The sequence below is a fragment of the Streptomyces sp. CC208A genome, from assembly GCF_030010625.1.
GTDB lineage: Bacteria > Actinomycetota > Actinomycetes > Streptomycetales > Streptomycetaceae > Streptomyces.
Genome location: NZ_JASCXN010000006.1, coordinates 54,821 through 78,863, shown reverse-complemented (window position 1 = coordinate 78,863; position 24,043 = coordinate 54,821). Strand labels below are relative to the sequence as shown.

The 24,043-nt window shown below is 72.1% G+C and carries 19 protein-coding genes; 7 read left to right on the top strand and 12 right to left on the bottom strand.

Going from position 1 to position 24,043, the window contains the following annotated elements; genetic code table 11:
* Nucleotides 1-120 precede the first annotated feature (120 nt).
* The 8 genes from QK442_RS09655 to QK442_RS09620 form a co-directional block, all read right to left on the bottom strand.
* Nucleotides 121-1,362, bottom strand: a complete 1,242-nt coding sequence (locus tag QK442_RS09655) for an acyl-CoA dehydrogenase family protein (RefSeq protein WP_282693462.1) — start codon at nt 1,360-1,362, stop codon at nt 121-123.
* A gap of 2 nt (nt 1,363-1,364) precedes the next feature.
* Entirely contained in the window at nt 1,365-1,934 is a 570-nt protein-coding gene (locus QK442_RS09650) for a MaoC family dehydratase (protein WP_282693461.1), read from the bottom strand.
* Nucleotides 1,935-1,938: 4 nt separating this feature from the next.
* Complete coding sequence (locus QK442_RS09645) at nt 1,939-2,904, bottom strand: CoA ester lyase (protein ID WP_282693460.1); 966 nt, start codon at nt 2,902-2,904, stop codon at nt 1,939-1,941.
* The gene (locus tag QK442_RS09640; RefSeq protein ID WP_282693459.1) at nt 2,901-4,961 is read right to left on the bottom strand and encodes a protein meaA; all 2,061 of its coding nucleotides are present in this window, start codon (nt 4,959-4,961) and stop codon (nt 2,901-2,903) included. The genes QK442_RS09645 and QK442_RS09640 overlap by 4 nt, the downstream gene beginning before the upstream one ends.
* A 17-nt stretch (nt 4,962-4,978) precedes the next feature.
* Nucleotides 4,979-6,316 carry a crotonyl-CoA carboxylase/reductase gene (gene ccrA, locus QK442_RS09635; RefSeq protein WP_282693458.1) on the bottom strand — a complete coding sequence of 446 codons (1,338 nt, stop codon included), beginning with the start codon at nt 6,314-6,316 and terminating at the stop codon, nt 4,979-4,981.
* A gap of 420 nt (nt 6,317-6,736) precedes the next feature.
* Nucleotides 6,737-7,597, bottom strand: a complete 861-nt coding sequence (locus tag QK442_RS09630) for a TetR family transcriptional regulator (protein WP_282693457.1) — start codon at nt 7,595-7,597, stop codon at nt 6,737-6,739.
* A gap of 100 nt (nt 7,598-7,697) precedes the next feature.
* On the bottom strand, nt 7,698-9,479 hold the full coding sequence (locus QK442_RS09625; protein WP_282693456.1) for a 3-hydroxybutyryl-CoA dehydrogenase: 1,782 nt from the start codon (nt 9,477-9,479) through the stop codon (nt 7,698-7,700).
* A 225-nt stretch (nt 9,480-9,704) separates the two neighbouring features.
* On the bottom strand, nt 9,705-9,968 hold the full coding sequence (locus tag QK442_RS09620; protein ID WP_282693580.1) for a hypothetical protein: 264 nt from the start codon (nt 9,966-9,968) through the stop codon (nt 9,705-9,707).
* On the opposite strand from QK442_RS09620, the gene QK442_RS09615 reads away from it, so the two are divergent.
* The gene (locus QK442_RS09615; RefSeq protein WP_282693455.1) at nt 9,870-10,439 is read left to right on the top strand and encodes a HEAT repeat domain-containing protein; all 570 of its coding nucleotides are present in this window, start codon (nt 9,870-9,872) and stop codon (nt 10,437-10,439) included. The genes QK442_RS09620 and QK442_RS09615 overlap by 99 nt on opposite strands.
* 50 nt (nt 10,440-10,489) lie before the next feature.
* Here the strand turns inward: QK442_RS09615 and QK442_RS09610 are convergent, their stop codons facing one another.
* On the bottom strand, nt 10,490-12,112 hold the full coding sequence (locus QK442_RS09610; protein ID WP_282693454.1) for an alpha/beta hydrolase: 1,623 nt from the start codon (nt 12,110-12,112) through the stop codon (nt 10,490-10,492).
* Nucleotides 12,113-12,460: 348 nt separating this feature from the next.
* Between QK442_RS09610 and QK442_RS09605 the strand changes: the two genes are divergently transcribed.
* Both QK442_RS09605 and QK442_RS09600 read left to right on the top strand, forming a co-directional pair.
* Complete coding sequence (locus QK442_RS09605; RefSeq protein WP_282693453.1) at nt 12,461-12,904, top strand: SRPBCC family protein; 444 nt, start codon at nt 12,461-12,463, stop codon at nt 12,902-12,904.
* Nucleotides 12,905-13,198: 294 nt separating this feature from the next.
* Nucleotides 13,199-15,610 (top strand): MFS transporter, encoded by a 2,412-nt coding sequence (locus QK442_RS09600; protein ID WP_282693452.1) that lies wholly within the window; start codon nt 13,199-13,201, stop codon nt 15,608-15,610.
* A gap of 9 nt (nt 15,611-15,619) precedes the next feature.
* Here the strand turns inward: QK442_RS09600 and QK442_RS09595 are convergent, their stop codons facing one another.
* A complete protein-coding gene (locus tag QK442_RS09595; protein WP_282693451.1) occupies nt 15,620-16,789 on the bottom strand; it encodes a hypothetical protein in 1,170 nt (389 codons plus the stop codon).
* Nucleotides 16,790-16,960: 171 nt separating this feature from the next.
* Between QK442_RS09595 and QK442_RS09590 the strand changes: the two genes are divergently transcribed.
* Genes QK442_RS09590 through QK442_RS09575 form a run of 4 tightly spaced genes read left to right on the top strand, consistent with a single transcriptional unit; the run spans nt 16,961 to nt 22,100 of the window.
* Nucleotides 16,961-17,794, top strand: coding sequence for a M55 family metallopeptidase (locus QK442_RS09590; RefSeq protein WP_282693450.1), 834 nt, complete (start codon nt 16,961-16,963; stop codon nt 17,792-17,794).
* Nucleotides 17,787-19,127 carry a M20/M25/M40 family metallo-hydrolase gene (locus tag QK442_RS09585; RefSeq protein WP_282693449.1) on the top strand — a complete coding sequence of 447 codons (1,341 nt, stop codon included), beginning with the start codon at nt 17,787-17,789 and terminating at the stop codon, nt 19,125-19,127. Before QK442_RS09590 ends, QK442_RS09585 begins: the two co-directional genes overlap by 8 nt.
* A gap of 37 nt (nt 19,128-19,164) precedes the next feature.
* The gene (locus tag QK442_RS09580; protein WP_282693448.1) at nt 19,165-21,165 is read left to right on the top strand and encodes a prolyl oligopeptidase family serine peptidase; all 2,001 of its coding nucleotides are present in this window, start codon (nt 19,165-19,167) and stop codon (nt 21,163-21,165) included.
* A gap of 14 nt (nt 21,166-21,179) precedes the next feature.
* The gene (locus QK442_RS09575) at nt 21,180-22,100 is read left to right on the top strand and encodes an LD-carboxypeptidase (RefSeq protein WP_282693572.1); all 921 of its coding nucleotides are present in this window, start codon (nt 21,180-21,182) and stop codon (nt 22,098-22,100) included.
* 38 nt (nt 22,101-22,138) lie between these two features.
* Here the strand turns inward: QK442_RS09575 and QK442_RS09570 are convergent, their stop codons facing one another.
* Nucleotides 22,139-22,789: a GntR family transcriptional regulator gene (locus QK442_RS09570; RefSeq protein WP_282693447.1), complete on the bottom strand. Its 651-nt coding sequence runs from the start codon at nt 22,787-22,789 to the stop codon at nt 22,139-22,141.
* 78 nt (nt 22,790-22,867) lie between these two features.
* The gene (locus QK442_RS09565; RefSeq protein WP_282693446.1) at nt 22,868-23,956 is read right to left on the bottom strand and encodes an adenosine deaminase; all 1,089 of its coding nucleotides are present in this window, start codon (nt 23,954-23,956) and stop codon (nt 22,868-22,870) included.
* Between the last annotated feature and the right edge of the window lie 87 nt (nt 23,957-24,043).

Genomic DNA, 24,043 nt, shown 5'->3' with positions numbered 1-24,043 from the left:
CTTTCCGGCGATGCTATCGGTTGCGGGGCGCAACTGGGCAAGCCAGGAACAGAGTCGACGGCCGGAAGGCGAACACGGGGTGTGATCTTCTTCGCGGCCGTATCGACTCAAAACCGACAATCAACCCTGGAAGCGGTACTCCTCCAGGAGCCTGCGGCCAATGATCATTTTCTGGATCTCGGCGGTACCTTCACCGATGAGCAGCATCGGCGCCTCGCGGTAGAGCCGCTCGATCTCGTACTCCTTCGAGAACCCGTAGCCGCCGTGAATGCGGAAGGCATCCTCCACGACCTCCTTGCAGTACTCGGAGGCGAGGTACTTCGCCATCCCTGCTTCGAGGTCGTTTCGTTCCCCGGAGTCCTTTTTGCGTGCTGCGTTCACCATCATCGCATGGGCGGCCTCGACCTTGGTAGCCATCTCGGCCAGCTTGAACTGGATGGCCTGGTGCTGGGCGATCGGCTTTCCGAAAGTGTGACGCTGCTGGGCATACTGGACGCCGAGTTCGAAAGCACGCTGCGCGACGCCGCAACCACGGGCCGCCACGTTGACGCGGCCGACCTCGACGCCGTCCATCATTTGGTAAAACCCTCGCCCGGTGACCCCGCCGAGGACCCGATTGGCCGGAATGCGCAGGCCGTCCATGATGAGCTCGGTGGTGTCGACCCCCTTGTAACCCATCTTGTCGATCTTGCCGGGGATGGTGAGGCCGGGACGGACCTCGCCGAAGCCGGGCTCCTTCTCCACGAGGAAGGTCGTCATCGACTTGTGGGGCGCGGTGCCCTCGGGGTGGCCTTCGTCACTTCGGACGAGAACGGCGACCAGCGTTGACGTACCGCCGTTGGTCAGCCACATCTTCTGGCCGTTCAGGACGTACTCTCCCCCATTCTCGGCTGCGCTCGAATGGGAGGTGCCCCCATCGTCCTTCACCGCCTTCGACGTGATCGCCGACACGTCCGAGCCGAGCCCCGGCTCCGACATCGAGAACGCGCCGCGCACCTCGCCGGCCGCCATCCGCGGAAGGAAGTACTCCTTCTGCTCCTGGGTGCCGTGCTGCTTGAGCATGTACGCCACGATGAAGTGGGTGTTGATGATGCCGGAGACCGACATCCAGCCGCGCGCGATCTCCTCCACGCACAGCGCGTAGGTGAGCAGCGACTCACCCAGGCCCCCGTACTCCTCGGGGATCATCAGACCGAAGACGCCGAGCTCCTTGAGCCCGTCGACGATCTGCTGGGGGTACTCGTCGCGGTGCTCAAGGTCGGTGGCGACCGGGATGATCTCCTTGTCGACGAAGTCCCGGACGGTGGAGAGGATCTCCTGCTGGACGTCGGTCAGACCGTGGGTCTGGGCGAGTCGCGCCATGACTACTTCCCCTGTTCGTTCAGCTCGGAATCGGCGCTGTCGCCCCGCAGGGGCGCCGTTTGAGGGTGGTGGTGGGAGACGGGCGGGCGGCCGGGCTGCTCGCCGCCGCGCGCGTCGATGTACTCGGCCGTCGGGACCATCACCTTGCGGCGGAACACGCAGACGAGGGTGCCGTCCTGCTTGTAGCCCTTGGTCTCGACGTAGACGATGCCGCGGTCGCTCTTGGACTTCGACGGGGTCTTGTCGAGGACGGTCGTCTCGCCGTAGATCGTGTCGCCGTGGAAGGTCGGCGCCACGTGCCGCAGCGACTCGATCTCCAGGTTGGCGATCGCCTTGCCGGAGACGTCCGGCACGGACATGCCGAGCAGCAGCGAGTAGATGTAGTTGCCGACGACGACGTTCTTCTTGAAGTCCGTCGTGTTCTCCGCGTAGTTCACGTCCATGTGCAGCGGGTGGTGGTTCATCGTCAGCAGACAGAAGAGGTGGTCGTCGTACTCGGTGACCGTCTTCCCGGGCCAGTGCTTGTACACGGCGCCGATCTCGAACTCTTCGTAGGTGCGGCCGAACTGCATGGTGCTACGCCTCCGGGATCTCGAACTTGCTGGTGCGCTGCATGCCGGCGGCACGGCCCTTGCCGGAGATGACCAGGGCCATCTTGCGGGAGGCCTCGTCGATCATCTCGTCGCCGAGCATCGCGGAGCCCTTCTTCCCGCCGGCCTCGGACGTGTAGTAGTCGTACGCGTCGAGGATCAGCTCGGCGTGGTCGAAGTCCTCCTGCGAGGGCGAGAAGATCTCGTTCGCGGCGGCGACCTGGTCCGGGTGGAGCACCCACTTGCCGTCGAAGCCGAGAGCCGCCGCGCGCTGCGCGACCGCGCGGTAGCCCTCCTGGTTGCGGATCTGGAGGTAGGGGCCGTCGATCGCCTGGAGGTTGTTGGCGCGGGCGGCCATCAGGATGCTCATCAGGATGTGGTGGTACGCGTCCGCCGGGTAGCCGGGCGGCTGCTCGCCGACGACCAGCGACTTCATGTTGATGGAGGCCATGAAGTCGGCCGGGCCGAAGATGATCGTCTCGACGCGCTGCGAGGCCTGGGCGATCGCGTTGACGTTGACGAGGCCCTGGGCGTTCTCGATCTGCGCCTCGATGCCGATCTTGCCGACCTCGAAGCCCATCGTCTTCTCGATCTGGGTGAGCAGCAGGTCGAGCGCGACGATCTGCTGGGCGTCCTGGACCTTCGGCAGCATGATGCAGTCGAGGTTCTGGCCGGCGCCCTCGACGACGGTGACGACGTCGCGGTACGTCCAGTGGGTCGTCCAGTCGTTGACGCGGACCACGCGGGTCTTGCCGGTCCAGTCGCCCTCGTTCAGGAACTTCACGATGGTGTGGCGGGCCTCGGGCTTGGCCAGCGGGGCGCAGGCGTCCTCCAGGTCGAGGAAGACCTGGTCGGCGGCGAGACCCTGCGCCTTCTCCAGGAAGCGCGGGTTGGAGCCGGGCACCGCCAGGCAGGAGCGGCGGGGGCGCAGCCGGTTCACGGGGCTGGTCATGCGGGGACCTCCGTACTTTCGAGGGGGTTGAGCTTGTTGGCTTTCCGGATCTCGTCGACGATACGGCCGATGATCTCGGTGATGCCGAAGTCCTTCGGGGTGAAGACGGCGGCCACACCCGCCCGGCGCAGTTCCTCGGCGTCGGCGTTCGGGATGATCCCGCCGACCACGACCGGGATGTCGGAGGCGCCGGCCTGCTTGAGCCGGTCCAGGACGTCCGGCACCAGCTGGGCGTGCGAGCCGGAGAGGATCGACAGGCCGACGGCGTGCACGTCCTCCTCCAGGGCGGCGTCCACGATCTGCTCGGGAGTGAGCCGGATGCCCTGGTAGACCACCTCGAACCCGGCGTCGCGGGCCCGGACGGCGATCTGCTCGGCGCCGTTGGAGTGCCCGTCGAGGCCCGGCTTGCCGACCAGGAAGCGGAGCTTGCCGATACCCAGGTCCTCGGCGGTGCGGTCCACCTTGCGGCGCACCTCGGCCAGCGGGGAGCCGGACTCGGCCGGCACGGCGACCGGGGCGGAGGAGACGCCGGTGGGGGCCCGGTACTCGCCGAAGACCTCGCGCAGCGCCCCGGCCCACTCGCCGGTGGTGACACCGGCGCGGGCGCACTCCAGGGTGGCCTCCATGAGGTTCTCGGTGCCGCGGGCGGCCTCCTTGAGCTGCTCCAGGGCCTGCTGGGTGGTGGGGAAGACGAACGGGTCGCCGTTGCCCTGGCGGTCCGTGGACTCCTGCCGCTCGGCGCGCCAGCGGGCGACGGCGGCGACGACGCGGGCCTCGACGGCCGGGTCGACGGTCTGGATCGCCGTGTCGAGATCGGCGGTGAGCGGGTTCGGCTCCGTCGTCTCGAAGACGTTGACGCCGACGATCTTGTCCTCGCCGGACTCGATCCGGGCGCGCCGCTCGGCGTGCGAGGAGACGAGCTGGGCCTTGAGGTAGCCGGACTCGACGGCGGCCATCGCGCCGCCCATCTCCTGGATCCGGTCGATCTCGGCCAGGCACTCGGTGACGAGGGCGTCGACCTTGGCCTCGATGACGTGGGAGCCGGCGAAGATGTCCTCGTACTCCAGGAGGTCGGACTCGTGGGCGAGGACCTGCTGGATGCGCAGCGACCACTGCTGGTCCCAGGGCCGGGGGAGACCCAGGGCCTCGTTCCAGGCGGGCAGCTGCACGGCGCGGGCGCGGGCGTCCTTGGAGAGGGTGACGGCCAGCATCTCCAGGACGATCCGCTGGACGTTGTTCTCCGGCTGGGCCTCGGTGAGGCCCAGCGAGTTGACCTGGACGCCGTAGCGGAAGCGGCGCTGCTTGGCGTCCTCGATGCCGTACCGCTCGCGGGTGATGGTGTCCCAGATGCGGCCGAAGGCGCGCATCTTGCACATCTCCTCGATGAAGCGGACGCCCGCGTTCACGAAGAAGGAGATGCGGGCGACGACCTCGCCGAACCGCTCCTCGGGCACCTGGCCCGAGTCGCGGACGGAGTCGAGGACCGCGATGGCGGTGGACATCGCGTACGAGATCTCCTGGACCGGAGTGGCCCCCGCCTCCTGCAGGTGGTAGCTGCAGATGTTGATCGGGTTCCACTTCGGGATGTTGTTGACCGTGTACGCGATCATGTCGGTCGTGAGGCGGAGCGAGGGGCCGGGCGGGAAGACGTGCGTCCCGCGCGACAGGTACTCCTTCACGATGTCGTTCTGGGTGGTGCCCTGGAGCTTGGTGATGTCCGCACCCTGCTCCTCGGCCGCCACCTGGTAGAGCGCCAGGAGCCACATCGCCGTGGCGTTGATGGTCATCGAGGTGTTCATCTGCTCCAGGGGGATGTCCTGGAACAGCCGGCGCATGTCACCGAGGTGCGAGACGGGGACGCCGACCCGGCCGACCTCGCCGCGGGCGAGGACGTGGTCGGGGTCGTAGCCCGTCTGGGTCGGCAGGTCGAAGGCGACCGACAGACCGGTCTGCCCCTTGGCGAGGTTGCGCCGGTACAGCTCGTTGGACGCCTCGGCGGTCGAGTGACCGGCGTAGGTCCGCATGAGCCACGGCCGGTCCTTCTGACGCTCAGTCATGTGCGTTCCCCAGGAGGTCAGATGTTGCGGAAGCGGTTGATGGCGTCGATGTGCTGGGCGCGCAGTTCCTCGTCGCGGACGCCGAGGCCCTCCTGGGGGGCGAGCGCGAGGACGCCGACCTTGCCCTGGTGCAGGTTGCGGTGGACGTCGTACGCCGCCTGACCGGTCTCCTCCAGGGTGTACGTCTTGGAGAGGGTGGGGTGGATCTTGCCCTTGGCGATCAGGCGGTTGGCCTCCCACGCCTCGCGGTAGTTGGCGAAGTGCGAGCCGATGATCCGCTTCAGCGACATCCACAGGTAGCGGTTGTCGTACTGGTGCATGTAGCCCGAGGTGGAGGCGCAGGTGGTGATGGTGCCGCCCTTGCGGGTGACGTACACGGAGGCGCCGAAGGTCTCGCGGCCGGGGTGCTCGAAGACGATGTCGATGTCCTCGCCGCCGGTGAGCTCGCGGATCTTGGAGCCGAACCGCTTCCACTCGCGCGGGTCCTGGGTGTTCTCGTCCTTCCAGAACCGGTAGCCCTCGGCGTTGCGGTCGATGACCGCCTCGGCGCCCATGGACCGGCAGATGTCGGCCTTCTCCGGGGAGGAGACGACGCAGATCGGGTTGGCGCCGCCGGCCAGGGCGAACTGGGTGGCGTACGAGCCGAGGCCGCCGGAGGCGCCCCAGATGAGGACGTTGTCGCCCTGCTTCATGCCGGCGCCGTTGCGGGAGACCAGCTGGCGGTAGGCGGTGGAGTTCACAAGTCCAGGGGCTGCCGCCTCCTCCCAGCTGAGGTGCTTCGGCTTCGGCATCAGCTGGTTGGACTTGACGAGTGCGATCTCCGCGAGGCCGCCGAAGTTGGTCTCGAAGCCCCAGATGCGCTGCTCGGGGTCGAGCATGGTGTCGTTGTGGCCGTCGGAGGACTCCAGCTCGACCGACAGGCAGTGCGCGACGACCTCGTCGCCCGGGTTCCAGGCGTTGACGCCGGGCCCGGTGCGCAGCACGACGCCCGCGAGGTCGGAGCCGATGACGTGGTACGGCAGGTCGTGGCGCTTGGTCAGCTCGGAGAGGCGGCCGTAGCGCTCCAGGAAACCGAAGGTCGAGACGGGCTCGAAGATCGAGGTCCAGACCGAGTTGTAGTTCACGGAGCTGGCCATGACGGCGACGAGCGCCTCGCCCGGGCCGAGCTCGGGGACCGGGACCTGGTCGAGGTGGAGCGACTTGCGGGGGTCCTTGTCGCGGCTGGCGACTCCGGCGAACATCTCCGCCTCGTCCTTGTGGACGGTCACGGCCCGGTACGACTCGGGGAGCTTGATGTTCGCGAAGTCGGCGGACGTGGTGTCCTGCGACTGGATCGCGTCCAGGATTTCCTTCACGGGGTGCCTCCGGCGGAGAGCGTCCGGGAACGGACGTCTGAGGGTTGCGTCGGGGAGTGCTGCTGCTGTGGAGGTGTGCCGTCGGTTTCGGCGCGGTGGTGCTGTGGCGGCGCCCGGTGGGGCGCGAGGGATTGCCTGTGACGCAGGCGTCCGGGCGCACGGCCGTAGGGCTGTGGGGACAGCCGGAGCACGAGCTTCCTCTGCGCTCCGGCCGCCCGGACAACATCAACGTATGGCACGCCGTGTCACCTGACAAGGCACTGCGTGCCAACAATTTCTCTCAGATGCGAAAAGGTGCTCACGGATGAGCGATGATCGATCGAATGCCGCTGTGACCTGGGCGGATACGACGAGGGCCGCCCCCGGGAAACCGGGGGCGGCCCTCGTGTCGGACCTTCGAAGGTGCGGGAGAAGGGCGCCTCAGCCCTTCGTGAGTGCCTGCCGGATGGTCCGCATGACCTCGTCGAGCGGAGCGTCGGTACGCGCCACGGCGACCATCACGTCACCGGAGGCCGAGACCCGGGCGGCCGGCTCCGGAGCGGGCTCCTGCGCGGCCTTCGCCTGCTGCGCCTGCTGCGAGGAGGAGGGGGAGGAGGGGCCCGGACGGCCCGCGCCTATGCCCGTGCCGAAGGTCTCCCGGACGATCGCGAAGGCGTGGTCCAGCTGGGCCTCCACGTCGCCCTGGCCGCCGGCCCGCAGCCAGCGCCGCAGCACGTGGTTGTGGGCGGTGACCACCGCCGAGGCCGCCACCTCGGCGAGCAGCGGGTCGTCGTTGCCGTCGTGGTGGTCCCGCTCGTCGAAGTGGCCGAGCAGATAGCGGGTGAACAGCCGCTCGTAACGGGCCACCGAGGCGATCTCGCGCTCCCGCAGCGTCGGCACCTCGCGCGTCAGCCGGTAGCGGGCCACGGAGATCGCGGGGGAGCCCGCGTACATCTTCATGACCTCCTTGATGCCCCGGCACACGGTGTCGAGCGGGTGCTCGTGCGGCGGGGCCGCGTTCAGCACCGCCTCCGCGCGCACCAGCGTGTCGTCGTGGTCCGGGAAGATCGCCTCCTCCTTGGACCGGAAGTGGCGGAAGAAGGTGCGCCGGGCCACTCCGGCCGCCGCCGCGATCTCGTCGACGGTGGTGGCCTCGTACCCCTTGGTCGCGAAGAGCTCCATCGCGGCGGCCGCCAGCTCCCGCCGCATCTTCAGCCGCTGCGCGGCGGCACGGGTCCCCGCCGCGCTCTCCTGAGCGTCGGACGGGGAGGTGGCACGGGGTGTCTTCACGGCCTTGGGCATGACCCGAACGTACTGCATCCGTGCAGGAAGACGCGCCTGCGGGGGCGGACCGCCGGAGGGCTCCAGGAGCCCGCCCCAGCCCCTGCGGGGCTCTACGGGCTCAGCGCCGGGCATATTCGCGGAAGCCGCGCCCCGTCTTGCGGCCCAGGCAGCCCGCCGCCACCAGGTGCTCCAGGAGCGGCGCCGGGGCCAGCCCCGGGTCGCGGAACTCGCGGTGCAGCACCTTCTCGATGGCCAGCGAGACGTCCAGGCCGACCACGTCCAGGAGCTCGAACGGACCCATCGGGTAGCCGCCGCCCAGCTTCATCGCCGTGTCGATGTCGTCCAGGGACGCGTAGTGCTCCTGGACCATCTTGACCGCGTTGTTCAGGTACGGGAACAGCAGCGCGTTGACGATGAAGCCGGCCCGGTCGCCGCAGTCCACGCCGTGCTTCCTGATCTTGGCGGTGACCTCGCGGACGGTGGCGTGCACGTCGTCGGCGGTCAGGACCGTACGGACGATCTCGACCAGCTTCATCGCCGGCGCCGGGTTGAAGAAGTGCATGCCGATGACGTCCTGCGGGCGCGAGGTCGCCTGGGCGCAGGCCACGACCGGCAGCGAGGAGGTCGTGGTGGCGAGCACCGCGCCCGGCTTGCAGATCTTGTCCAGGCGGGCGAAGAGCTCCCGCTTGATCTCCAGGTCCTCGGCGACCGCCTCGACCGCCAGGTCGACCTCGGCGAAGGCGTCCAGCGAACCGGCCGGCGTGATCCGGGCCAGCGTCTCGTCGCGGGCCTCGCCGGTCATCCGGCCCTTGTCCACCGAGCGCGCCAGCGACTTGGCGACGAATGCCTTGGCCGCGTCCGCCTTCTCCTGAGAGCGGGCGGCGAGGACGACGTCGTACCCGGCCTTGGCGAAGACCTCGGCGATGCCGGAGGCCATCGTGCCCGAACCGGCCACGCCCACCGAGCGGACCTCGCGCCCCGCGCCGCCGGTGCCCGAGGCCGCCGGGGTCAGCGCGTCGTCGACCTTCTCGGCCGAGCCCGGCGCCGCGTACGTGTAGAAGCCACGGCCCGCCTTCCGGCCGGTGAGACCGGCCTCGGAGAGCTGCTTCAGGATCGGCGCGGGGGCGTGCAGCCGGTCGTGGGACGCCTGGTACATGGCGTCGAGGACGGTACGGGCGGTGTCGACGCCCACCAGGTCGAGCAGCTCCAGCGGGCCCATCGGCAGGCCGCAGCCCAGCTTCATGGCCGCGTCGATGTCCTCGCGGGAGGCGTAGTGGGCCTCGTACATGGCCGCGGCCTGGTTCAGGTAGCCGAAGAGCAGCCCGTCCGCGATGAAGCCGGCCCGGTCGCCGACCGCCACCGGCTCCTTGCCGAGGTCCTCGGCGAGCCGGGTGACCGCCTCGACCGCCCGCGGGTCGGTCAGCACCGAGGAGACCACCTCGACCAGCTTCATCGCCTGGACCGGCGCGAAGAAGTGCAGGCCGAGGACCCGCTCCGGGTGCGCCGAGTCGGCGGCGAGCCGGGTCACCGAGAGCGCGTTGGTGCCGGTGGCGAGGATCGTGTCGGTCCGGACGATGCCGTCGAGCGCCCGGAAGACCTCCTGCTTGGTCTCGTACGACTCCGGCACCACCTCGATGACGAGGTCGGCCGCGGCGGCGGCCTGGAGGTCCGTGTAGACGCGGAAGCGCGCCAGGGCGTCCTGCCGCTCGTCCTCGGTGATCCGCTCACGGGCCACCGCGCGGGCGGTGGACGCCTCCAGGGCGGCGACGGCCCGGGCGGCCGCGGACTCGCTGATGTCGATGCCGACGACCTCACGGCCGGCCCGGACGAGGATGTCGGCGATGCCGGTGCCCATGGTGCCGAGGCCGACGACGGCGATGGTGGAGAGAGGGGTGTCCATCAGGGGACTCCTGGGAGGAAGAGTGACGACTGAAGGTGGTGCGCGCGCACGCCGGGCGCGAAGAGGGCACGACGGGTGCGCGGATCAGGCGCGGAAAGGTGCGGGGGCAGGGCCGGGGAAACCGCGGAGGAGAACCGCTTTCCGGGCCTGGGAAAAAGGGCGACGGACTCTGTCCCGGAGTCGCGTCGAGAACTGCCGAACCGACGAACACCCACGACGGCTGCGTCACCAGGCCGTCATGGGAGGCGCGGGGGTAACCCGCTCGTCTGAGACTAACCGGCCGGTAACGAGCGCGCCAGTCCTGGGAAGTTCGGAAGATGTGATGTGGATCGCGGATAGGCTCGATTCATGGAAATGCTCGATGATCGATCCGATCCCGAATTCTGCTCGATGATCGATCGATTGCGCGAGGAGATCCGGAATGCGGACGAAGAAGTCCCCGCCGCATTCACGGAACTGGCCCGCACCACCGATCACGAAGAACTCCACCGCGTGCTCACCGCCCCCGGCCGACCGCTCTGGGCCCGCGAGATCGCCGCCTACCGGCTCGGCGTCGCCGGAGACCGGCGCGCCTTCGAGGCTCTCGTCCTCCTCCTCAACCACCGCGACCCCGAGCGCTGCGTCAGCGCCGCCCACGCCCTCACCCGGCTCGGCGACCCGCGCACCGCACGCGCCGCCGCCGCCCTCGCGACCAACGAACTCCGCGTCGCCTACGCCCTCCTGCCGGTCCGTCTGCTGACCGCCCTGCGCGCCCCCGAATCCGTCCCGGCCCTCGTCACCGTCCTGGAGCGCCGGCTCCTGGCGGGCGACCCCCACTGGCGGGTCGGCCTCGCCTGCGTCGAGGGCCTGGGCGCGCTCGGCGACCCGCTGGCCCGGGAGGTCCTCGAAGCGGCCCTTCCGCACCCCCGCCTCGGCCGCGCCGCCGAACGCTCCCTGACCCTGCTGTCCTCGGCCCCCTGACCCCTGCGCGCCACGGGCAGGGGCCAGGGGCCAGGGGGCCGGCGGGCGGCTCAGCGCACGTGGCCGAGGAGGCCGTGCAGCGTCGTCCCGGTCCGTACCGAGGCGGTGTCCTCGACGGCGCTCTCGGTGGCGCTCTTCTGCTTCGGCGCGGCCGCCGGTTCCGGCTTCGGTTCCGGGAGGGCGGTGCAGACCGCGTCCACCTCGGCCCCGCCCTCGGCGCGCGGCACGGTGCCGTCGGCGAGGTAGGCGGCGAGGTGCTCGTCGAGGCAGTCGTTGCCCGCGAGGGTCACGCCGTGGTTCCCTCCGCCCTCCTCGACGACCAGGCTGGATCCCCGCACCATCCGGTGCAGGGCGAGCCCGCCCTCGTACGGGGTGGCGGCGTCGTCGGTGGCCTGGAGGATCAGGACGGGCGGGAGCTGGTCGTTGCTGACGTCCGGCGGGCCGAGCGGCTCCACCGGCCAGAACGCGCACGGCGCGTTGTACCAGGCGTTGTTCCAGGTGGAGAAGGGCGCCTTGGCGTGGATGTCCCAGTTGTCCTTCCGCCACACGTTCCAGTCCCGGGGCCAGGCCGCGTCCCGGCACTGGACCGCCGCGTAGACGGAGTACCCGTTGTCGGCGGCGGCGTCGGCCTCGGCGTACCGCTCGTAGGCAGCCGTCAGCGGGGCCGGGTCCCGGTCGTTGACGTACGCGGAGAAGGCGCGCGCGAGCTTCGGCCAGTAGCCGTCGTAGTAGCCGCCGGGCAGGAAGGTGTCCTCCAGCTCGCCCGGGCCGACCCTGCCGCCCGCCGGGGCGTCGCGCAGCTCCTCGCGCATCCGGTACCAGGCGGCCTCGACCGCCTCCGGGTCCCTGCCCAGCCGGTAGACGTCGTCGTGCTTCGCCACCCAGGCCATGAAGTCCTTGTGGCGGGTGTCGAAGGCGTAGTCCTGCGCCAGGTTGTCCTCGTACCAGACGCCGTTCGGGTTGACCACGGAGTCCAGCGCCATCCGCCGCACCCGCTCCGGATACAGGCGGGCGTAGACGGCGCCCAGGTAGGTGCCGTACGAGTAGCCGAGGTAGTTGATCCGCTCGGCGCCGAGCGCCCGCCGGATCAGGTCGAGGTCGCGGGCGGTGCTGACGGTGTCGATGTACGGGAGCACGTCGGCGTACTTCTTGCCACAGGCGGCGGCGAAGGCCTGGGCGCGTTCCAGGGCGGTCCGCTCGGCGTCGGCGCCGCGCGGCACCGAGTCGGGGCGGACCGGGTCGAAGTGGCCGGGCCGGCAGTCGAGGGCGGGCTCGCTCCTGCCGACGCCGCGCGGGTCGAAGCCGATGACGTCGTACGAGGCGGCGACCTTCGGGGGCAGCGAGGCGGCGACGTAACCGGCCATGCCGCGTCCGCTGCCGCCCGGCCCGCCGGGGTTGACCAGGAGCGGGCCCTGGGAGGTCTTGGCGGTGTGCGGGATCCGGGTCAGCGCGAGCGAGATGCTCCGGCCTGCCGGGTCGTCGTGGTTCAGCGGCACGTCGAGGGTGGCGCACTGGAGTTTCGGATACGCCTTGGTGCCGCAGGCGGTCCAGGAGAGCGGGGGGAAGGGGCGGGGGGCCGGTTCACCGGTGCCCGCGGCGGACGCGGGCAGGACGGTGACCGTACCGGCGACCAGCGCCCCAGCGGCGATGAGCATTCCTGCGCGGGTGGTCATGGAACGTGAACTGCCCCGCGCGGCGAGGGACACGGCCTGCTTCGCCGGTGTTCGACCCGAAAGGAGGGCATGATGACGGCGTGTCAGGTGACCCTCCGGCGTGTCGCCGGCCCTGGAGGGGGCGCGAGCTGCTCGGAGTGCGCGGACCCCGCCCGTACGTCGGCCCTCCCTCTCCACGGACTCTTCGTGGACTCTCCGCGGACTCTCCGCGGAAGGGGACATCTGTTCCCCGCGGTATCTGTTCCCCATGGCGTCACCACCCGGATTTCGCGCCCCGGGAGCCACGTGGTTCGCTTGGCGCACACCCCCCTGGAACAACCGGAACAACCACGAGCTGGAGGAAATGCGATGGCGCAGGTCGAGTCCACGACGGAACGGATCATCGCGGCGGACGCGGAGACCGTGTTCGACACGCTGGCCGACTACAGCGGCACGCGCGCGAAGCTGCTGCCCGAGCACTTCAGCGAGTACGAGGTGCGCGAGGGCGGCGACGGCGAGGGCACCCTCGTCCACTGGAAGCTCCAGGCCACCAGCAAGCGCGTCCGCGACTGCCTCCTGGAGGTCACCGAGCCCACCGACGGGCAGCTCGTCGAGAAGGACCGCAACTCCTCCATGGTCACCACCTGGACCGTGACCCCGGCCGGCGAGGGCAAGTCCCGCGCCGTCGTCACCGCCGTCTGGAACGGCGCAGGCGGCATCGGCGGCTTCTTCGAGCGGACCTTCGCCCCCAAGGGCCTCGCCCGGATCTACGACGCCGTGCTCGCCAAGCTGGCGGCCGAGACCGAGAAGTAACGCCCGGGGCGTTCACCGATTCGAGTGGATTCCCCGCCGCCCCCGTACCGGCGCCCGAAGTGCCCAGGGGGCGCGGGGAGTTCCGCAAACGCGCTGATGAGCGCCGCAAGTACCCCTTCGTGCCCCGCCGTTCACCCCCGCCGGGGCCACCACCGCCCGTACCGCCCGACTTGCTCCCGCTTCGTGCCCGATGCGAAGAATGGCCGGCGCCGGGGCCGCTCCTGAGGCTCCGGCGAGGCGGTGGCGAGGCCGTGCGCGAGGTCGTGCGCGAGGCCGTGACGAGGGGAGCCGTACGTGGGTGCGATCACGCTGGCGAAGGACGCCGGGGGAGCCGCGGCGCTCCCTGAGGCCGGATCGCCCGCAGGCCCGCCCACCGGGCCCCCGCCGTCGCCCCCGGCCGAGGTCCCCCTCGACCCCCGCCGCGTCCGGCTCGTCTTCTTCGGTCTCATGCTCGCGCTGCTCCTCGCCGCCCTTGAGCAGATGATCGTCGCCACCGCCCTGCCGAAGATCGTCGGCGAACTCCAGGGCCTGGACCGGATGTCCTGGGCGATCACCGCCTACCTGCTGACCTCCACCATCGGCCTTCCCGTCTACGGCAAGCTCGGCGACCTCCTCGGCCGCAAGGGCGTCTTCCTCTTCGCCATCGTCGTCTTCGTCATCGGCTCCGGACTCGCCGGCTGGTCCCGCACCATGGACGAGCTCATCGCCTTCCGCGCCCTCCAGGGCGTCGGCGCCGGCGGCCTCATGATCGGCGTCCAGGCGATCATCGCCGACATCGTCCCGTCCCGCGAACGCGGCCGCTACATGGGGCTGATCGGCGCCGCCTTCGGCCTCGCCTCCGTCGCCGGACCGCTCCTCGGCGGCTTCTTCACCGACCATCTCTCCTGGCGCTGGTGCTTCTACTTCAACGTCCCCTTCGGGCTCGTCACCCTCGCCGTCGTCGCCGCCGTCCTCAAGCTGCCCAAGCCGAAGGTCCGCGCCCGCTTCGACGTCCTCGGCGCCCTGCTGCTCGCCGCCGCCTCCACCTGCCTGGTCCTGCTGACCAGTTGGGGCGGGACGGAGTACGCGTGGGACGACCGGGTCGTCATCGGTCTCGGCTGCGGCGCCGCCGGAACCGTCCTGCTCTTCCTGGTCGTCGAGCACCTCGCGCCCGAACCCCTCATCCCGCTGCGGCTGTTCCGCGACTCCGTCTTCACCGTCACCTCGCTCGTCGGCGCCGTCGTCGGCATCGCCCTCTTCGGCGCCGCCGGCTACCTGCCGAGCTTCCTCCAGATGGTCGAGGGCGCCACCGCCACCGAGTCCGGGCTCCTCATGCTCCCGCTCATGGGCGGGATCGTCGTCGCCTCCGTCGTCTCCGGGCAGCTCATCAGCCGCACCGGCCGCTACAAGGTCTACCCGCTGATCGGCTCCGTCCTCGCGGCGCTCGGCATGGCCCTGCTCTCCCGGATGGACATCGGCACGCCCCGCCTCGCCCACAGCCTCTGGCAGGCCGTACTCGGCACCGGCATCGGCCTGATCATGCCGGTGCTCGTCCTCGCCGTGCAGAACTCCGTCAGGCCCGCCGACCTCGGCACCGCCACCAGCGCCCACACCTACTTCCGGCAGATCGGCGGCAGCATCGGCGCCGCGGTCTTCGGCACCCTCTTCGCCGCCCGTCTCGACGACGCCCTCGCCGACCGGCTCCCCGCCGTCCAGGGCACCGGCACCGCCCTGCCGCCCGCCGAGGCGATCACCCCGCAGACGGTGCACGCCCTGCCGCCCGCCCTGCGCGACCCGTACGTCCAGGCGTACGCGGACGCCATGCCGCGGATCTTCCTCTACCTCGTGCCGGTCCTCGTGCTCGGCCTCGTCCTCGCCTTCCTGCTCAAGGAGAAACCGCTGGTGCCCCACCACAGCCCCGCCACCGAGGCCACCACCCCGATCCCCCCGGCCCGGACGGCGCCCGCGGCCGGGGTACCGGTCTGCGGCCACGTGCAGCACCCCGACGGCAGCCGCGTCCCGCGCGCGGCGCTCACCCTCATCGACGTCGGCGGACGCCAGATCGGCCGCGGCGCCAGCGGCGAGGACGGCCGGTACGCGCTCAGCGCCCCCGCCGGCGGCTCGTACGTGCTGATCGCCGCCGCCGGCGGCCACCAGCCGCAGGCCGTCTCCGTCACCGTCGGCGACCGGCCCGTCGAGCTCGACGTCGTCCTCGGCGGCGCCGGACGCCTCGCGGGCACCGTCCTCACCGCCGACGGCGCCCCCGTCCGGGACGCGGCCGTCACCCTCACCGACGTACGCGGCGAGGTCGTCGCCTCCACCCGCAGCGGACGCGAGGGCGGGTACGTGATCACCGAACTGGTCGCCGGCGAGTACACGCTCGCCGCCAGCGCCCCCGCCTTCCGGCCCGCCGCCGTCCCGGTCGGCGTCCAGGCTTCCCGCGAGACCCGCCAGGACGTCGAGCTGGCGGGCGGAGCGGTGCTGCGCGGCACGGTACGGGCCGGGGGAGGCCGCCCGGTCGAGGACGCCCGCGTCACCCTCCTCGACGCCGCCGGCAACGTCGTCGACACCCTCACCACCGGCCCCGACGGCACCTTCCGCTTCGTCGACCTGTCCTCCGGCGAGTACACGGTCATCGCCGCCGGCTACCCACCCGTCGCCACCGTCCTCCAGATGGCCGGCGGCGGCCGCACCGAACGCGACCTCCAGCTCGGCCACCAGGACTGAGCCGGTGGTTCAGGAGGCGGTCGGCGCGGCCTTGCGCAGAGCGGTGATGCAGCTGCCGATCGCCTCCTGGAGGGCTTCGAGGCGCTGGAGCATGTCCTCCTCGTAGATCTCCTCCTCCAGCACCTCGTCGAGGGTCAGCTCCTCGAAGACCTTCGTGGCCTTCTGGAGACTGTTGTAGAAGCGGGTCCTGCGCTCCTGCACCCGCAGCGCCGGGTCCTCCTCGACCGCCTTGGCGACCAGGCCCTTCACGGCCTTGTACGCCTCGCCGGCCCACTCGCCGGCCTCCTCCGAGTCGTCCAGCTCGTCGATGAGGGAGAGGTGCCGCTCGGCCTCGGCGCGCACCTCGGGCGGTGCCTCCACGGTCTGCCCGGCGGGCGTCTTGACCTGGCCGTTCTCCACGATCTGGCGGACGTAGCCGATCCGGTCGGCGGCCTTCGCCTCGCTCGCCACCGCCTTCTTCAGGCCGTCGCCGTCGGTGCGGGCGATGGCCCGCGCCATCTCCGTCTGGAGCGCCGGGTCCTCCTTCATCCGGTCGAGGAGCGCCCCGCGCGCCGCCTCCGCCGTCCCCGGGTCGGCGAGGATCGCGGCCCGCAGGGCGGTCGGGTTCTCCGCCACCTCCAGGGCCTTCGTCGGCCGGATGCCCTCCGCCTCCGCCGCCGCGCTGATCGCCTGGCCGCGCACGGAGGACGCGCTGCTGCGGGAGGCGTAGTAGGACAGCCACACGTCCGCGTCCGGCAGCTCGATGTCGGCGCCGGGCTCGAGGACCTCGAACTGCGGCACCAGACCGTCGTCCGCCGCCATGTCCCACGCCTTGTAGTAACGCATCACGCGCTCCGCCGAGCATCCCGCCAGCGCGGCGAACGCCCGCGCCGACACCTTCCGTGCCGCCGAACCCTCGGCCGGCTGCCCGCCGGGCCGCACGCTGCGGGCCACCTTGAGCGCGAAGGTCCAGCCGCCGGTCCGGGCGTAGACGCCGAAGTCCCGGGCGTCCCGGACCACGACGGGGTCGGCGGTGGCCTCCTCCTCGGTGGTGGCCTCCTCCCCGGCGGGATCGGCGGGACCGGCGGGGGCTTCCCGGGGCTCCGCTCCCCGCGGAACCCAGAAGCCCTCCTCCTGCTCGGCGGCGGGGTCGGTGGCAGGGGCGGGGGCGGCGTCGGACGGGTCGAGGGCGATGGTCACCGAGAGCACTCCGGTCGGTCGGGCGGGACAACTGCGGCCGACAGCCTATACGTACCTCTTGGCGATGTTTGGTCCGTTTCGGGGAACGGCGGCGTAAGCGCCGGAGGTCCAGGCCAACGGCGGTTTTCCACAGGGGTGGTGAGGCCGCCGGGCGGAGCGTACGGTTCCCCCATGAAGATCCTCATCAGCGCCGACATGGAGGGCGCGACGGGCGTGACCTGGCCCGCCGACGTGCTCCCCGGCACGCCCCAGTGGGAGCGCTGCCGCCCGATGTTCACCTCGGACGTGAACGCGGCGGCACTCGGCTTCTTCGACGGCGGCGCCGACGAGGTCCTGGTGAACGAGGCGCACTGGACCATGCGGAACCTGCTCCTGGAGCAGCTCGACGACCGCGTCCAGATGCTCACGGGGCGTCACAAAGCGCTCTCCATGGTCGAAGGCGTCCAGCACGGCGACGTCGACGGGATCGCCTTCGTCGGCTACCACACCGGCGCCGGCGCCGAGGGCGTCCTCGCCCACACCTACCTCGCCAACTCGATCACCGGCGTCCGGCTGAACGGCCTCCGCGCGAGCGAGGGCGTGCTCAACGCGCACGTGGTCGCCGAGTACGGCGTCCCCGTCGTCCTCGTCACCGGCGACGACCTCACCTGCGAGGACGCCCTCGGGTACGCCCCCGAGGCCCCCAAGGTCGCCGTCAAGGACCACGTCTCCCGGTACGCGGCCGTGTGCCGGACCCCCGCCCGCACCGCCGCCGACATCCGGGCCGCCGCCCGTGAGGCCGCCGCCCTCGCCGTCCGCCACGAACCGGTCCAGGCCGGCCCGCACACCGTGGAGGTCGAGTTCGACGCCGAGCACCTGGGTGCCGCCGCCATGGTGGTTCCCGGCGTGGTGCGGAGCGGCGAGCGGCGCGTCGCGTACACCAGCGCGACGATGTACGAGGCGATCCGCACGTTCAAAGCGGTCACGACGATCGTCTCGGCCGCCGTGGAGGAACAGTATGGCTAGCAGCACGCCCCCGGCCGGACCGGACGAGAAGGCGCTCGACGAGGTCGTCGGCCTCACCTCCGACCTCATCCGCATCGACACCAGCAACCGCGGCGGCGGTGACTGCCGCGAGCGCCCCGCCGCCGAGTACGTCGCCGAGCGGCTCGCCGGCGCCGGACTCGAACCGACGCTCCTGGAGCGCGCCCCCGGCCGCACCAACGTGGTCGCCCGCATTCCGGGCACCGACCCGTCCGCCCCGGCGCTCCTCGTCCACGGCCACCTCGACGTCGTCCCCGCCGACCCCGCCGAGTGGGCCGTCCACCCCTTCTCCGGCGAGGTCCAGGGCGGTGTCGTCTGGGGCCGCGGCGCCGTCGACATGAAGAACATGGACGCGATGGTCCTCGCCGTCGTCCGCTCCTGGGCCCGCCAGGGCGTCCGGCCGCGCCGCGACATCGTCCTCGCCTACACCGCCGACGAGGAGGACAGCGCCGAGGACGGCTCCGCCTTCCTCGCCGACCGGCACGCCGCCCTCTTCGAGGGCTGCACCGAGGGCATCAGCGAGTCCGGCGCCTTCAGCTTCCACCCCCAGCCAGGCATGACCCTCTACCCCATCGGGGCCGGCGAGCGGGGCACCGCCTGGCTCAGGCTCACCGCCCGCGGGCGGGCCGGCCACGGCTCCAAGGTCAACGACGCCAACGCGGTCACCCGCCTCGCCGCGGCCGTCGCCCGCATCGGCGAGCACACCTGGCCCGTCCGGCTCACCGCCACCGTCCGCGCCGCCCTCACCGAACTGGCCGCCCTGCACGGCATCGACGTCGACACCGAGGCCCCCGACCTCGACGTGCCGGTCCTCCTCGACAAGCTCGGCCCCGCCGCCGCCCTCGTCGAGTCCACCGTCCGCAACAGCGCCAACCCGACCATGCTCCAGGCCGGGTACAAGTGCAACGTCATCCCCGGCCAGGCCGTCGCCTACGTCGACGGACGGATGCTGCCCGGCGCCGAGGAGGAGTTCGCCGCCACCATGGACCTCCTCACAGGGCCGGACGTGGACTGGGAGTTCCACCACCGCGAGGTGCCGCTCGAAGCCCCCGTCGACTCCCCGACCTTCGCCAGGCTGAGAGCCGCGGTCGAGCGCTTCGACCCCGGCGCGCACGCCCTGCCCTTCACCATGTCCGGCGGCACCGACGCCAAGCAGTTCTCCCGCCTCGGCATCACCGGCTACGGCTTCTCGCCGGTGAAGCTGCCCCCCGGCATGGACTACGGGGCGATGTTCCACGGCGTGGACGAACGCGTCCCCGTCGACGCCCTGCACTTCGGCGTGCGGGTGCTCGACCACTATCTGAAGACCGCGTAGACCGCGTAGACCGAATCGGACTCCAGGGGGAGCGAGGATGCAGAACACGGCCGCCTACGGCAGCTGGCCGTCACCCGTCTCGGCCACACTCGCGGCGGCGGGCGACGGACGGCCCGACCAACTGGGCACCGTCGCCGACGAGGTGTGGTGGACCGCACCCCGCCCCGCCGAAGGCGGCCGCAGGACCCTCGTCCGGCGGCGCGCCGACGGCACCGAGTCCACCCTGCTTCCCCCGCCGTGGAACGTACGGAGCCGGGTCATCGAGTACGGCGGCCGCCCCTGGGCCGCCGTCGAACGGCCCGGCACCGGGCCCCTGCTGGTCTTCTGCCACTTCCCCGACCAGCGGCTGTACGCGTACGAGCCCGACGCCGGGCCCGGCACGGAGCCCCGGCCGCTCACCCCCGTCTCCGGGGTGGGCGGCGGACCGCGCTGGGCCGACCCCGTCCTGCTGCCCGAGCGGGGCGAGGTCTGGTGCGTCCTGGAGGAGTTCACCGGCCCCGCCCCCACCGACGTCCGCCGGGTCCTCGCCGCCGTCCCCCTCGACGGCTCCGCCGCCGACGACCGGGCGGCCGTGCGTGAACTCTCCGACGGACGCCACCGGTTCGTCACCGGACCCCGCCTCTCGCCGGACGGGCGCCGGGCCGTCTGGCTCGCCTGGGACCACCCCCGGATGCCCTGGGACGGCACCGAGGTCGTCCTCGCCGAGGTCACCGCCGAGGGCGCCCTCAAGGGCGCCCGGACGGTCGCCGGGGGGCCGGAGGAGTCGGTGCCGCAGGCCGACTGGGACGCGGCAGGCCGGCTCCTCTTCGCCAGTGACCGCACCGGCTGGTGGAACCTCTACCGGGCCGAGCCCGCCGCCGACGGCACCTTCGGCCCGGCCCGGCCGCTCTGCCCCCGCGAGGAGGAGTTCGCAGGACCGCTCTGGCAGACCGGACTCACCTGGTTCCAGGCACTGGAGACCGGCCCGATCGCCGTCCTCCACGGCCGCGGCGACGCCGTCCTCGGGATACTCGACCCCGAGACCGGCACCCTCGTCGACGCCCCAGGGCCCTGGACCGCCTGGTCCTCCACCCTCGCCGTCCACGGCACCCGGGTCCTCGGCGTAGCCGCCGGACCCCACCGCCGCCACGAGGTCGTCGAACTCGACACCCGCACCGGACGCACCCGGGTCGTCGGCTCCCCGCACACCGACGCCGTCGACCCCGCCCACCACCCCGAGCCCGTCGCCCGCACCTTCACCGGACCCGGCGGCCGGGAGATCCACGCCCACGTGTACCCGCCCCGCAACCCCGGCTTCACCGGCCCCGCCGGTGAACTCCCGCCCTACGTCGTCCACGCCCACGGCGGGCCCACCGGACACGTCGCCCGCGTCCTCGACCTGGAGACCGCCTACTTCACCTCCCGGGGCATCGGCGTCGTCGAGGTGAACTACGGCGGCTCCACCGGCTACGGCCGCGCCTACCGGGAGCGGCTGCGCGGCCAGTGGGGCGTCGTCGACGTCGAGGACTGCGCCGCCGTCGCCACCGCCCTCGCCGCCGAGGGCACCGCCGACCCCGCCCGGCTCGCGATCCGCGGCGGCAGCGCCGGCGGCTGGACCAGCGCCGCCTCCCTCGTGCAGACCGACGTCTACGCCTGCGGCACGATCGTCTACCCCGTCCTCGACCTCAAGGGCTGGGCCACCGACGAGACCCACGACTTCGAGTCCCGCTACCTCGAAGGACTCGTCGGCCGCCTCGACGAAGTGCCCGAGCGGTACGAGGAACGCTCCCCGATCGAGCACGTCGACCGGATCACCGCCCCCTTCCTGCTCCTCCAGGGCCTCGACGACGTCATCTGCCCGCCCGCCCAGGCCGAACGCCTGCTCGCCCGCGTCGCGGGCCGGGGCATCCCGCACGCCTACCTCGCCTTCCCCGGCGAAGGCCACGGCTTCCGCCGTGCCGACACCATGGTCCGCGCCCTGGAGGCCGAACTCGCGCTCTACGCCCGGGTCTTCGGCTTCGACCGGCCCGACGTCCCGGCCCTGGAGCTGCGGTCGTGACCCCCGCGGTCCCGATGCTCGCCCGCGCCGCCCGGCTGCGCCCCGGCGACCGGATCGCCGTGGTCGCCCCCAGCGGCCCCGTGCCCGAGGACCGGCTCCTGCCGGGGCTCGACCTGCTGCGCGGCTGGGGGCTCGAACCGGTCGTCGCCCCGCACGTCCTCGACACCCACCCGGCCCTCGGCCATCTGGCGGGCGCGGACCGCGCCCGGGCCCGCGACCTGACGGAGGCGTACGGCGACCCCTCCGTCGCCGCCGTGATCTGCGCGCGCGGAGGGTACGGCGCCCAGCGCATGGTGGACCTGGTGGACTGGTCCGTGATCCGCGCGGCCGGGCCCAAGGCCTTCATCGGCTACAGCGACGTCACCGCCCTGCACGAGGCCTTCGCCGTCCGCGCCGGATTCGCCACCCTGCACGGCCCGATGGTCGCGACCGCCGCCTTCCTCACCGAGCCGCGCACCCGGGAGTCCCTGCGGGCCACCCTCTTCGAGCCCGAGACGGTACGGACCCTGGGGGCGGGGACCGCGAGCCCCCTGGTCCCCGGCCGCGCCGCGGGCATCACCCTCGGCGGCTGCGTCAGCCTGCTCGCCGCCGACCTCGCCACCCCGCGCGCCCGTCCCTCCGCCCGCGGCGGGCTGCTCCTCCTGGAGGACACGGGGGAGGAGCCGTACCGCCTCGACCGGATCCTCACGCAGCTGCTGCGCTCCGGCCTGCTCGACGGCGTCGCCGGGATCGCCCTCGGCTCGTGGGAGGAGTGCGGCCCCTACGAGGAGGTCCGCGCCGTCCTCGCCGACCGGCTCGGCGGCCTGGGCGTGCCGGTCGTGGAGGAGCTGGGCTTCGGCCACCGCCCGACCGCGCCGACCGTGCCGCTCGGCATACCGGCGGTGCTCGACGCCGACGCGGGCACGCTCACTCTCGACGTACCCGCCCTGCTCTGACCACGGACGCGAAACAGCGCAGAACGTAGAAAGGGGGATCACTCCTCCGCCGGCTTCCTCCGGTGCTCGGTCGCCTTGCTCCGGCTGGACTCCAGGTGGCGCAGCGCCAGTTCCTCGACGCGTTCCACGTCCCGCGCCTCGATCCCCCGGTAGAGCTCCTCGTGCTCCTCGGCCATCCCCGCGAAGTCTTCGTGCCGGCCGAGCAGCCAGCGCATCCGGCTGCGCAGCGTTCCCTCCAGCTCGGTCAGCAGGGCGTTGTCGGCGAGTTCGGTGACGGTCTCGTGGAAGTCGGCGGCCGCCCGCCGCGCCTCCGCCCCGTCGCCCCGGGCCGCCGCGGCCCGCTCGGCGTCGAGGTCGGCGCGCAGCTTGGCGAGCCCGGCGCGGGTGCGGCGCTGGGCCGCGAGCCGGAACGCCAGGACCTCCAGGGCGGACCGGACCTCGATGAGGTCGGAGATGTCGGAGGCGGTGAACTCCCGCACCACCGCCCAGGTGCGCGGCCGGGGCGTCACGAGCCCCTCCTTGACCAGGTCCCGCAGCGCGTCGCGGACCGGCAGCCGGCTCACGTCGAGCTCGGCCGCGATCTCCCGCTCCACGAGGCGGCTGCCGGGCGCCCGGGTGCCGTCGATGATCTGGTCGCGCAGGGTGCGCGTGATCCGCTCCGACTCGGGCCTGAACTCCTCAGCGGTCATGGCGTCATTCTTCCACCGGGCTTCCGCCACCGGCCTTCCACCGGGGAGGACGGCCGCCCGCCGCCCTCCCCGCCGGGGTCAGAGCGCCGCGTATCCCGGGCGCACGACCTCCTCGATGAGGCGGCGGCGCTCCGGCAGCGGCAGGAACGCGGCCTCCAGGGCGGCGACCGTGAACTCCTCGAAGACCTCGGGGCCGTACCCGAAGGCGTCCGCCATGTGCTGGAACTCCTCGCTCATGGTGGTGCCGGAGACCAGGCGGTTGTCGGTGTTGAGGGTGATGCGGAAGCCGAGCCGCCGCAGCTCGTCGATCGGGTGCGAGCCGTAGTCCTTGGCCGCGCCGGTCTGCAGGTTGGAGGTCGGGCAGACCTCCAGGGCGATCCGGTTGTCGCGGACGTACGCGGCCAGCCGGCCCAGTGTGCCGTCCTCGGCGATGTCGTCCGTGATCCGCACCCCGTGCCCGATCCGCTCGGTGCCGCAGATCTGCACCGCCTCGTGGATCGACTCGGCGCCGACGGCCTCGCCCGCGTGGATGGTGAAGTGGCAGTTCTCCCGCTTCAGGTGCTGGAAGGCGGGCAGGTGGCGGGCGGGCGGGTTGCCTATCTCGCCGCCGGCGATGTCGAAGCCGGCCACGCCGTTGTCGCGGTGGGCGACGGTGAGCCGGGCGATCTCAAGGGAGCGGTCGGTGTGCCGCATGCCGGTGAGCAGCGCCCGGACGGTGATCCGGCCGCCGGTCCGGCGCTCGCCCTCGCGGAAGCCCTCGTTGACCGCCTCGACGACCTCGTCGAGGGTCAGCCCCGCCTCCAGGTGCTGCTCGGGGGCGTACCGCACCTCCGCGTAGACGACCCCGTCCGCCGCCAGGTCCTCGGCGCACTCGGCCGCGATCCTGACCAGCGCCTCGCGGGTCTGCATCACGGCGCAGGTGTGGGCGAAGGTCTCCAGGTAGCGCTCCAGGGAGCCGGAGTCGGCGGCGTCCCGGAACCAGACCGCGAGCTCGGCCGGGTCCTCGGTCGGCAGCGCGGTGTAGCCGCACTCCCGGGCCAGCTCGACGATGGTGGCCGGGCGGAGCCCGCCGTCGAGGTGGTCGTGGAGGACGGCCTTCGGGGCGCGGCGGATCCAGTCGGAGACGGCGGCCCGGGCAGGCGTGGCAGAGTTGTCAGACAAGTGCATGGCGGGGAAGTGTACGTCATCGCGCGCCGGGAAGGGCGTCCGCGGGATTTCTCCCGTACGGCTCCGAAGGCGGGACCCCCGCGCAAG

Coding starts and splice junctions, on each gene's coding strand:
- QK442_RS09655 (WP_282693462.1), bottom strand. CDS start 1,362: ATGGCGCGACTCGCCCAGACCCACGGTCTGACCGACGTCCAGCAGGAG.
- QK442_RS09650 (WP_282693461.1), bottom strand. CDS start 1,934: ATGCAGTTCGGCCGCACCTACGAAGAGTTCGAGATCGGCGCCGTGTAC.
- QK442_RS09645 (WP_282693460.1), bottom strand. CDS start 2,904: ATGACCAGCCCCGTGAACCGGCTGCGCCCCCGCCGCTCCTGCCTGGCG.
- QK442_RS09640 (WP_282693459.1), bottom strand. CDS start 4,961: ATGACTGAGCGTCAGAAGGACCGGCCGTGGCTCATGCGGACCTACGCC.
- QK442_RS09630 (WP_282693457.1), bottom strand. CDS start 7,597: ATGCCCAAGGCCGTGAAGACACCCCGTGCCACCTCCCCGTCCGACGCT.
- QK442_RS09625 (WP_282693456.1), bottom strand. CDS start 9,479: ATGGACACCCCTCTCTCCACCATCGCCGTCGTCGGCCTCGGCACCATG.
- QK442_RS09615 (WP_282693455.1), top strand. CDS start 9,870: ATGATCGATCGATTGCGCGAGGAGATCCGGAATGCGGACGAAGAAGTC.
- QK442_RS09610 (WP_282693454.1), bottom strand. CDS start 12,112: ATGACCACCCGCGCAGGAATGCTCATCGCCGCTGGGGCGCTGGTCGCC.
- QK442_RS09605 (WP_282693453.1), top strand. CDS start 12,461: ATGGCGCAGGTCGAGTCCACGACGGAACGGATCATCGCGGCGGACGCG.
- QK442_RS09590 (WP_282693450.1), top strand. CDS start 16,961: ATGAAGATCCTCATCAGCGCCGACATGGAGGGCGCGACGGGCGTGACC.
- QK442_RS09585 (WP_282693449.1), top strand. CDS start 17,787: ATGGCTAGCAGCACGCCCCCGGCCGGACCGGACGAGAAGGCGCTCGAC.
- QK442_RS09580 (WP_282693448.1), top strand. CDS start 19,165: ATGCAGAACACGGCCGCCTACGGCAGCTGGCCGTCACCCGTCTCGGCC.
- QK442_RS09575 (WP_282693572.1), top strand. CDS start 21,180: ATGCTCGCCCGCGCCGCCCGGCTGCGCCCCGGCGACCGGATCGCCGTG.
- QK442_RS09570 (WP_282693447.1), bottom strand. CDS start 22,789: ATGACCGCTGAGGAGTTCAGGCCCGAGTCGGAGCGGATCACGCGCACC.
- QK442_RS09565 (WP_282693446.1), bottom strand. CDS start 23,956: ATGCACTTGTCTGACAACTCTGCCACGCCTGCCCGGGCCGCCGTCTCC.